This window comes from Corallococcus sp. AB049A (genome assembly GCF_003668885.1).
In the GTDB taxonomy this organism is placed as follows: domain Bacteria; phylum Myxococcota; class Myxococcia; order Myxococcales; family Myxococcaceae; genus Corallococcus; species Corallococcus interemptor.
Map to the genome: position 1 here is coordinate 1 of NZ_RAWL01000349.1, position 9,313 is coordinate 9,313.

Here is a 9,313-nt window from a genome sequence, read left to right on the forward strand (position 1 = left end):
GTCTACGATCAGTCGGAGCTGGTGGGCTCCGCGCTGGGCGGCGTGGGCCGGGCCATCCTGCTGGGCGCGTTCCTGGTGGTGTGCGTGCTCTTCCTGCTGCTCGGGGACTGGCGCGCGGCGCTCATCGTCACGCTCACCCTGCCCCTGTCGCTGGCGCTGGCGGGGCTGCTGCTCAAGGCGGCGGGCATCGGGTTGAACACGATGACGCTGGGAGGCCTGGCCATCGCGGTGGGCCTGCTGGTGGACGCGGCCATCATCGTCGTGGAGAACGTCATCCACGACCTGCGCGAGGGCAAGGGCCGCCGCCCGGTGCGCGACGAGGCGCTGGCGGCGGCGATGGAGGTGGGCCGCCCCATCGCCTTCGCCACGCTCATCGTCGTCTCGGTGTTCATCCCGCTGTTCGCGATGACGGGCATCGAGGGCCGCATGTACCAGCCGCTCGCGGCGGCGGTGGTGGCGTGCCTGGCCGCGTCGCTCGCGCTGGCGCTCACGCTGGTGCCGGTGGTGTCCGGCCTCCTCCTGCGCGCGCCGGAGGAGGACTCGCCGGAGGACGTGTGGATCATCCGCAAGGTGAAGGCCGCGTACGCGCCCGTCCTGGAGAAGTGCATGCGCCACGCGGGGCTGGTGCGCGTGGTGGCGCTGGCCATCACCGTGCCCGCGCTGGGGCTGGCCTTCATGGTGGGCAGTGACTTCATGCCCCGGCTGGACGAGGGCGCGTTCCTGCTCCAGACGGTGCTGCCGCCGGAGGCGTCGCTGGACGAGGTGGACCGCCTCAACCACCGCGTGGAGGACGTGCTGCGCCAGTTCCCGGAGGTGGAGGACGTGGTGCGCCGCACCGGCCGCGCCGAGCGCACCGAGGACCCGATGCCCCACACCCTGTCCGACGTGCTGGTGGTCCTCAAGAAGGACTCCACGGGCGACCGCGAGGGGCTGGAGTCGCGGATGCGCGAGGCGCTGGAGAAGGTGCCCGGCGTGTCGGTGCTCTTCACCACGCCGCTGGGGATGCGCATCGACGAGGGCCTGGGAGGCAGCCCCGCGGACCTCTCCGTGCGCGTCTTCGGGCCGGACCTGGACACGCTGGCGGAGCTCGCGGAGCGCACGCGCGCGCTGATGGCGAAGGTGGACGGCGTGGAGGACCTGCGGGTGGAGCGGCTGAGCGGCCTGCCCCAGCTGCGCGTCACGGTGAACCGCGCCGCGGTGGCGCGCGTGGGGCTCACGCCCGGGGATGTCATCCGGGCCATCCGTGTCGGGCTGGTGGGCGAGGAGTTCGCGCAGATCTGGCGCGGCCAGCGCCGCTACGACCTGGTGCTCCGGCTGGCGGATCACCGCCGGGGTGACGTGAACGCCCTGCGCAACCTGCTGGTGGACGGGCACGACGGCACGCGCATCCCGCTGAGCCAGCTGGCCACCATCGAGGAGACCTCCGGCGCGGGCAGCGTGCGCCGCGAGGCGGGCAGCCGGCGCATCGCGGTGGAGGCCGGTGTGTCCGGCCGCGACCTGGGCAGCACGGCGGCGGAGGTGCGCGAGGTGCTGGCCACGCAGCTCAAGCTGCCCACGGGCTACTTCGTGGACGTGGGCGGCAAGGTGGAGAGCCAGGAGCGCGCGGCGCAGGCGCTGACGGTGGCCATCGCGCTGGCGCTGCTCGCGGTGTTCGTGCTGCTCTACCTCGCGCTGGACTCCGTGGCGGAGGCGCTGGTCATCCTGGCCACGCTGCCGGACGCGTTCGTGGGTGGCATCCTCGCGCTGCTCATCGCAGGAGAGACGTGGAACGTGTCCAGCCTGGTGGGGCTCATCGGCCTGTTCGGCATCGCGGTGCAGAACGGCCTGGTGCTGGTGGCGCAGACGAAGGACCTGATGCGCCGGGGCAAGCCCTTCGCGGAGGCCGTGCGGGAGGCGAGCCTTGGCCGCGTACGGCCCAAGCTGATGACCGCGGGCACGGCCATCCTCGGGCTGCTGCCGCTGCTGGTGCTGCCGCTGCATGGGACGGAGATTGAGCGTCCGCTGGCGGTGGTGATGGTGGGCGGACTCGTCACGTCCACCCTCTTCACGCTGCTGGCCCTGCCCACGTTCTACGCACTGGTGCATGGCTTCCAGGAGCGCGTCGCGGCGCGGCGGGCTGCTAGAAAGCACTCCGCATGAGCCTGTCACCGGAAGCGCTGGACGCGCTGCTGCGCCACCACCATGCGTTCCTCGCGTTCCTCACACCGCGTGTGGGGAGCCAGGAGGCGGCGCGCGAGGTGCTTCAGGCCGCGTTCGTGAAGGGCATGGAACAGGGAGGCTCCCTGCGCGAGGAGCAGAGCGCGGTGGCCTGGTTCTACCGGCTCTTGCGCAACGCGCTGGTGGACCGCCACCGCCGGGGCCAGCGGGAGGTCACCGCGCTGGAGTCCCTGTCCCACGAACAGCCGCTGTCCACCGAGGACGCGAGCGGCCTGGAGGCGACGGTGTGCGGCTGCGTGGCGGGGCTCGCGGGGACGCTCAAGCCCGAGTACGCGGAGGCCGTGCGCCGGGTGGACCTGGAGGGGCTGTCCGTGGCCGCGTACGCCGAGGAGGCGGGCATCTCCGCCAACAACGCGGGCGTGCGCCTGCACCGCGCGCGCAAGGCCCTGGGCCAGCAGCTGGTGGAGCTGTGCGGCCACTGCTGCGCGGAGGGCTGCGTGGACTGCGACTGCGCGCCCCCCGTGAAAAATCCGCTGTAAGAGCACGCGGGGCCGGGCGTCAGCGTGGGGGAACGCAGCTGGAGGTCACCCTCATGGACGTCGCCACCTTCACCCGGCCGGCCCTGCCCGCCGCCACCCTCGCCTTCCTCCTCTTCGCCATGGTGTTGCCGTCGGTGCGCCTGCGCCGCCGCACCGGCCGCCCGGCGCTGGTGCTGCACCGCTCCGGCCCGCCGCTCCAGCGCGTCATCGGCGTGGGCATGGCGCTGTTCATGGGCGCCATCGTGCTCTGGAGCGCGGCGCACCTCGTCCTGGGTGAGTCCGCGCTGGGCGTGTGGCACGTGCCCGCCGCGCTCCGGTGGAGCGGCTGGGCACTGGTGGCCGTGGGCTTCATCGTCACCGTGCGGGCGCAGGTGGAGATGGGCGCGTCGTGGCGCATCGGCATCGACTCGGACCGGACGGAGCTGGTGACGGGTGGCCTCTTCGGCGTCGTGCGCAACCCCATCTTCAGCGGGATGCTCGTGGTGGTGACGGGCATGGCGCTCGCGACGCCGAGCGCGTGGACCGTGATGGGCTGGCTCGACTACGTGCTGCTGGTGTCGCTCCAGGTGCGGCTGGAGGAGGACCACCTCTTGCGCCTGCACGGCGGCGCGTATCAGCGCTACGCGGCGCGCGTGGGCCGCTTCATCCCGGGGGTGGGCCGGCTCGAAGCCCCCGGCCTGGACGCCGCTTCGCGCATCACAGTGTGACGTCGGCGGTCACACCTCGCACGAAGCGCCCATGCGAACGTGCGCCGCCTGACGCTGTCATTCCACGTGGTTGCGATTTCAAACGTCGTGGCCCGGCCCTTGCTCGACAGGCGCCGGTGTCCTGGCTGCCGTACGGGCACGCCCATTTCGAGGTCTCGAGTGCACTGGAAATCTCCCTGGCTCCCCATGGTTCTGCTGCTCGGTGGTTGCGCGTCCGTGCAGAAGGAGCGCGGCCACATGGAAGTGGCCGCGCTCGTGGAGGAGCGGACAGGGTTGAAGACGCGCTGGAATCAGGGAACGCCGGAGGACGCACAGGTGCAGCAGCACCTGGACGCCCTGCTGGCCGGCGGCCTCACGTCGGACCACGCCGTGGAGGTGGCGCTGCTCAACAACCCCGCGCTCCAGGGGACGTACGAGGAGCTGGGCGTGTCCCAGGCGGACATGGTGCAGGCCGGGCTGCTCACCAACCCCTCCTTCGACGGGAGCATCGGCTTCCCGCTGTCCTCGGAGGGCGGCATCGAGCACGAGTTCTCCATCGTCCAGAGCTTCGTGGACCTCTTCACGCTGCCCCTGCGCAAGCGCGTGGCGAAGGAGCAGTTCCTGGCGGACACGCTGCGCGTCGCGCACGAAGCGCTGGTCACCACGGCGGAGGTCCGCCAGACGTTCACGGAGGTGCAGGCCCGGCAGCAGCTGGTCGCGCTGCGCCGTGAGGTGCTCCAGGCCGCGGACGCGGCGGCGGACCTGTCCCAGCGGCAGCGCGCCGCGGGCAACATCACGGTGCTGGCCCTGGCCACGGAGCAGGCCGCGCTGGAGCAGGCGCGCCTGGAGCTGGCCCAGGACGAGCTGGCGCTCGTTGAAGCGCGCGAACACCTCAACCGCCTGATGGGCCTCTACGGGCCGAGGGTGGCCTGGACGCTCACCGGGAAGCTGCCGGAGGTCCCCGCCTCCGAGGCGTCGCTGGAACGCCTGGAGACGCGCGCCATCGAGCAGCGGCTGGACATCGACGCGGCCCGCAAGCAGGTCTCGCTGTTGTGGAACGCGCTGGAGCTGGCGCGCAGCACGCGCTTCTTCGGCCGCGTGGAGGTGGGCGTGCACACGCACCAGGACGCGAACGGGCCGCGCCTGCTGGGCCCCACGCTGTCACTGGAGTTGCCCATCTTCGATCAGCGTCAGGCGCTGATCGCCAAACTGGAAGCGCAGCACCGCCAGGGCGAGGACCGGTTGATGGAGCTGGCCGTCAACGCCCGCTCGGAGGTGCGCGCGGCGAGGGCGAAGCTGGTGACGCTGCGGAACATGGCGGAGCGCTACCAGAAGGTCGTGCTCCCGCTGCGCACCACCATCCTCGATGAGTCCCAGCGCCAGTACAACGCCATGCAGATTGGCCTCCCGGCCCTCCTCCTCGCGCGGCGCGAGCAGGTGGAGGCCTGGAGGGCCTACCTGGAGACGGTCCGCGACTACTGGATGGCGCGGGCCGACCTGGAGCGGCTGGTGGGCGGACGCTTGCCCGCGCCCGCGCCCGCTTCCGCACCGACGCCTGAACCCACGCCTACGCCCGAACCCACCCATGAGCACCATGAAGCCCACTGACGAAACCGAAGACACCCACCCGGCCCCGGTGCTCACGCGTCGCGGACTGCTCGCGCGCACGGGCGCCACGCTGGCGACGGGCGCCCTGCTGATGCATGGCCGCACCGCGCAGGCGCAATCCAGCGTGCCCGGCGCGAAGGGCCCGCGTGAAGGGTCCGCCGCGGACACGGGCGGCAAGACCGCCCGCCAGTCGCATCTGCCGCCCGGAAGGGAGGGCCGCGACTACCGGCCCGTCGTCGTGCCCAACGGCGCGAAGCTGCCGTGGAAGGATGTAGGCGGCGTGAAGGTCTTCCACCTGGTGGCCCAGGAGGTGGAGCACGAGTTCGCCCCCGGCCTCAAGGCGCTGTGCTGGGGCTACAACGGCCACGTGCACGGGCCCACCATCGAGGTGGTGGAGGGCGACCGCGTGCGCTTCTACGTCACGAACCGGCTGCCCGCGTCCACCACGGTGCACTGGCACGGCATCCTGCTTCCCAGCGGCATGGACGGCGTGGGCGGGCTGAACCAGAAGGCCATCGCGCCGGGAGAGACCTACAAGTACGAGTTCACGGTGCGGCAGTCGGGGACGGGGATGTATCACTCGCACCACGACGAGATGACGCAGATGGCGATGGGCATGGTGGGGATGTTCGTCATCCACCCGCGCAAGCCGGTGGGGCCGCGCATCGACCGGGACTTCGCCATCATGCTGCACGAGTGGCGCATCGATCCGGGCACGCGGCGTCCGGACCCCAACGAGATGACGGACTTCAACATCCTGACGATGAACGCGAAGGCGTTCCCCGGCACGGAGCCGCTGGTGGTGCGCAAGGGCGAGCGGGTGCGGATCCGCTTCGGCAACCTGAGCGCGATGGACCACCACCCCATCCACCTGCACGGCTTCCAGTTCCGCATCACGGAGACGGACGGAGGCCGCATCCAGGAGAGCGCGCAGTGGCCGGAGACGACGGTGCTGGTGCCCACGGGGAGCACGCGCACCATCGAGTTCGTGGCGGACGAACCCGGCGACTGGGCCATGCACTGTCACATGACCCACCACGTGATGAACCAGATGGGCCACGACATCCCGAACATGATCGGCGTGAAGCCCGGAGGCCTGGACGCGAAGGTGCGCCCGCTGCTGCCCGGCTACATGACCATGGGACAGACGGGCATGGGAGACATGGGAGGCATGCACCACATGCCCATGCCCGCGAACTCCATCCCCATGGTGGGAGGCAAGGGCCCCTATGATGAGATCACCATGGGCGGCATGTTCACCATCCTCAAGGTGAGGGACCGGTTGGATGGCTACGGCGATCCAGGCTGGTACACGGCGCCTCCGGGAACGCTGGCGCAGCTCGCCCATGACGACGAACTGCGCCGGGACGGCATCGACGTGGGGACGCCATGACGAACGGTTTCTGCTGGTACGAGCTGCGGTCTCCCAGGCCCGAGGAGGCGCGGCGCTTCTACGCGAACGTGCTGGGCGCGGACGTCACGCAGGAGGTGTCCCCGCTGCCCGAAGCCGCCGCCGCCCGAGGTGCCCCGAGCCACTGGCTGGGGCACCTCCACGTGCCCGACCTGGACTCCGCCGTGCAACAGTTCGCCGCGCGGGGGGCCGAGCGGCTGGGACCGCCGCGCAAGTCCAGCGAGGGCATCGCCTCCACCGTGCTGCGGGATCCGCTGGGCGCGGTGGTCGCACTGACCTCCAGGACCGGGCGGGCCACGCACCCGGAGCTGGCGTGGCATGAGTTGCACACGGCCGACCACGGCCGGGCGTTGGCTCACTACATCGACCTCTTCGGCTGGCGGCCCACCGAGGCCCTTCAGCTGTCCCCCGAGGTCGGGACGTATCAACAGTTCACCTGGCGCGAGGACGGGCGCGGCGTGGGAGCCGCATGCAGCACCGCGCGCCTCCCGCACATCCATCCGCACTGGCTCTTCTACTTCGCCGTCGATGACCTGGACCGGGCCCTCGCGGCGGTCGTCGAAGGTGGAGGGCGGGTGGCTGGCGGCCCGCACGTCATGCCGGATGGAACACGCGTCGCGCCCTGCGAGGACCTGCACCGGGCCGCGTTCGGCCTGCGTCAGGCCCTGTAACCTGGAAGAACATGAAGCCCTGTTCAGCTTCACGGGCGTGATGGAGTAGATTGGCGGTCCCCTTGGAGGCCTCCATGACCGCCCCTCTGCCGACGCTGGAACGCCTTCCTCGCGGAGCGCTCACGCTGTTCCGCATCCGGGCGCTCCTGCGCATGGCCATCTTCGGCGCAATCGCCTTCGCCGTGGCGCTGGGGTTGAACTTCGCGGGCAACGAGCACTGGCCGTTCCTGCTGCCGTGCGCGGTGGTCCTGGGCTTGAGCGTGTTGACGGCGTGGTATCCGCAGCGCGCGCACGAGCGCTGGGGCTGGGCGCTGCGCGAGCACGACCTGGTCATCTCCCACGGCGTGCTCCTGCATGAGGTGGTGTCCATCCCGGCGGGGCGCATCCAGCACGTGGACGTGCATCAGGGCCCCATCGAGCGCTCGCTGGGGCTCGCGCGCCTGCAGATCTACACGGCCGCGGGCAGCGGCGCGGACGGAGAGATTCCCGGCCTGACGCGAGAGACCGCGGATGCCCTGCGCGAGCGGCTGGTGCGGCGCGAGGCCGACGATGTCGTCTGAGCCGGTGGCGCTGGCCTCGCCGGAAGAAGTGTCCTGGAAGCGTCTGAGCCCGAAGGCGCCGCTCGCGGCCCTGGTGCCGTTGTCGGGGATGATCGGACGCGTGTTGCTGGGCGCGCTCCTGCCCACGTACTTCGCGCATGAGCGCGGCCTGCCGGCGTTCGTCTGGGTCATCGTGATGGGCATGGCCCTGTCGCTGCTGGCGGCCGGGCTCTACGAAGTGGCCACGACGAGCTACCGCGTGGTGGATGCCCAGCTGGAGATCCGCTCCGGCGTCTTCACGAAGACGTCGCGCTTCATCGAAGCCGCGCGGGTGCAGAACACGGAGGTCTTGCAGCCCTTCGTGTCGAAGCTGCTCGGGCTGGTGGAGGTGAAGGTGGAGACGGCCTCCGGAGGCAAGGCGGACGGCCATCTGCGCGGACTGGCGCCGGAGGACGCCCAGGCGTTGATCCAATCCCTCCAGGTCATCCGGGGCGAAGGTCCTGCCGCGCTGCCCGGCGCGGAAGTCCCGGCGGAGCGGGTGCTCTCCGAAGCGAGCCTGGGAGGCCTGCTGCTCTACGGCGCGACCGCGCTGGGCGTCGGTGTCATCGCGGTGGTGATGGGCGCGATGCACGAAATCATGGAGACCTTCCACAAGCTGCTGCTGCCGTGGATGGAGGCGCACTGGGAAGCGCTGGCGGCGCCGGGAATGGTCTGGCTGTCCGCGGCGGTGGCGGCGCTCGCGGGGCTGTTCGGCCTCTGGCTGGTGAGTGGCGCGCAAGCGGTGTTGCGGTTCCATGGCTTCCGGCTGGTGGACACGGGCACGCACCTGCGAGCGGTGGGAGGGCTGATCACCCGCCGGCAGGTGACGGTGCGAAGGGCACGCGTCCAGCAGGTGGTGCTGGACGAACCGCTGCTGCGCCGCACGTTGGGCTTCGGTTCGGTGGAGGTGGAGACGGCGGGCGTCCGCACGGGGAAGGAAGCCGCGGACCGCGCGGAGCTGCTGGTGCCGGTGGTGCCCACGGCGCGCATGCCGGAGCTGCTGCGGGAGTTCGTGCCGGAGCTGCCCGACACCCTGCCCTTCCGGGGCGCGCATCCCAAGGCGCTCCTGCGAGCACGAATTCGCGCGGTGGGCCTGAGCGTGCTGGTGGCGGCGCCCGCGACCTGGTTCATGGGAGCCTGGGGCGCGGTCGCCTGGCTCCTGCTCCCCGCGCAGCTGTTTGGCGCCTGGTTCGACTGGCGCTTCCAGGGATGGCTCGTCACGGAGACCCTGGTGGTGGTGCGCCAGGGCTTCTGGCGAAGGCGCACGACGGTGGTGCAGCGCTCCCGCATCCAGTCCGTGCGAGCGAGACAGGGACCGCTGGAGCGGGGCTACGGGATCGGCCACGTGCGCATCGACGTAGCGGGCTCCCACGTCGTCCTGCCCAGCGTGGGCTGGGAGGAAGCCCAGGCCCTCATCGACGTGCTCCCGGCCCGCCGTGTGTCTCGAGCACCGCGACCGGCTGCCCGGCTTCCCGCGTAGCCGCCGCGTCAGCCCAGCGCCTTCATCCAGATGACCACGGCCACGGCCCCCGCGTCCGGAACCCCCTTCGCGCGCTCACCCAGGTAGCTGGCCCGGCCCAGTCGCGGCGACATGCTGGCCGTCGCCTCCGCGCCCTGCTCCGCCGCGCGAACCGCCTCCGCCCACGCCTCCCCCAGCCCCTTC

General features: G+C 71.4%; 9 protein-coding genes. 8 read left to right on the plus strand and 1 reads right to left on the minus strand.

What is annotated here, in order from left to right:
• The 8 genes from D7X55_RS29390 to D7X55_RS29425 all read left to right on the plus strand — a co-directional run.
• A partial coding sequence (locus tag D7X55_RS29390) for an efflux RND transporter permease subunit (RefSeq protein WP_147470255.1) occupies nt 1-2,139 on the plus strand: 2,139 nt, incomplete at its 5' end.
• The gene (locus tag D7X55_RS29395) at nt 2,136-2,696 is read left to right on the plus strand and encodes an RNA polymerase sigma factor (protein ID WP_121724799.1); all 561 of its coding nucleotides are present in this window, start codon (nt 2,136-2,138) and stop codon (nt 2,694-2,696) included. The genes D7X55_RS29390 and D7X55_RS29395, both read left to right, overlap by 4 nt.
• Nucleotides 2,697-2,749: 53 nt before the next feature.
• Nucleotides 2,750-3,403 carry an isoprenylcysteine carboxylmethyltransferase family protein gene (locus tag D7X55_RS29400; RefSeq protein WP_121724800.1) on the plus strand — a complete coding sequence of 218 codons (654 nt, stop codon included), beginning with the start codon at nt 2,750-2,752 and terminating at the stop codon, nt 3,401-3,403.
• Between the two features lie 186 nt (nt 3,404-3,589).
• Nucleotides 3,590-4,990 carry a TolC family protein gene (locus D7X55_RS29405; protein WP_121724801.1) on the plus strand — a complete coding sequence of 467 codons (1,401 nt, stop codon included), beginning with the start codon at nt 3,590-3,592 and terminating at the stop codon, nt 4,988-4,990.
• Nucleotides 4,968-6,383, plus strand: coding sequence for a multicopper oxidase family protein (locus D7X55_RS29410; RefSeq protein ID WP_120546988.1), 1,416 nt, complete (start codon nt 4,968-4,970; stop codon nt 6,381-6,383). Before D7X55_RS29405 ends, D7X55_RS29410 begins: the two co-directional genes overlap by 23 nt.
• Entirely contained in the window at nt 6,380-7,072 is a 693-nt protein-coding gene (locus D7X55_RS29415) for a VOC family protein (protein WP_120546989.1), read from the plus strand. The genes D7X55_RS29410 and D7X55_RS29415 overlap by 4 nt, the downstream gene beginning before the upstream one ends.
• 74 nt (nt 7,073-7,146) lie before the next feature.
• Entirely contained in the window at nt 7,147-7,632 is a 486-nt protein-coding gene (locus D7X55_RS29420; RefSeq protein WP_147468271.1) for a PH domain-containing protein, read from the plus strand.
• Complete coding sequence (locus D7X55_RS29425) at nt 7,622-9,130, plus strand: PH domain-containing protein (protein ID WP_158626442.1); 1,509 nt, start codon at nt 7,622-7,624, stop codon at nt 9,128-9,130. Before D7X55_RS29420 ends, D7X55_RS29425 begins: the two co-directional genes overlap by 11 nt.
• Before the next feature lie 8 nt (nt 9,131-9,138).
• Here the strand turns inward: D7X55_RS29425 and D7X55_RS29430 are convergent, their stop codons facing one another.
• On the minus strand, nt 9,139-9,306 hold the full coding sequence (locus tag D7X55_RS29430) for a DAK2 domain-containing protein (protein WP_233610143.1): 168 nt from the start codon (nt 9,304-9,306) through the stop codon (nt 9,139-9,141).
• Nucleotides 9,307-9,313 lie beyond the last annotated feature (7 nt).

What these genes read in the sequence shown, in the direction of transcription:
- D7X55_RS29410 (WP_120546988.1), top strand. Translation starts at nt 4,968, where the DNA reads ATGAGCACCATGAAGCCCACTGACGAAACCGAAGACACCCACCCGGCC.
- D7X55_RS29415 (WP_120546989.1), top strand. Translation starts at nt 6,380, where the DNA reads ATGACGAACGGTTTCTGCTGGTACGAGCTGCGGTCTCCCAGGCCCGAG.
- D7X55_RS29395 (WP_121724799.1), top strand. Translation starts at nt 2,136, where the DNA reads ATGAGCCTGTCACCGGAAGCGCTGGACGCGCTGCTGCGCCACCACCAT.
- D7X55_RS29420 (WP_147468271.1), top strand. Translation starts at nt 7,147, where the DNA reads ATGACCGCCCCTCTGCCGACGCTGGAACGCCTTCCTCGCGGAGCGCTC.
- D7X55_RS29405 (WP_121724801.1), top strand. Translation starts at nt 3,590, where the DNA reads ATGGTTCTGCTGCTCGGTGGTTGCGCGTCCGTGCAGAAGGAGCGCGGC.
- D7X55_RS29425 (WP_158626442.1), top strand. Translation starts at nt 7,622, where the DNA reads ATGTCGTCTGAGCCGGTGGCGCTGGCCTCGCCGGAAGAAGTGTCCTGG.
- D7X55_RS29400 (WP_121724800.1), top strand. Translation starts at nt 2,750, where the DNA reads ATGGACGTCGCCACCTTCACCCGGCCGGCCCTGCCCGCCGCCACCCTC.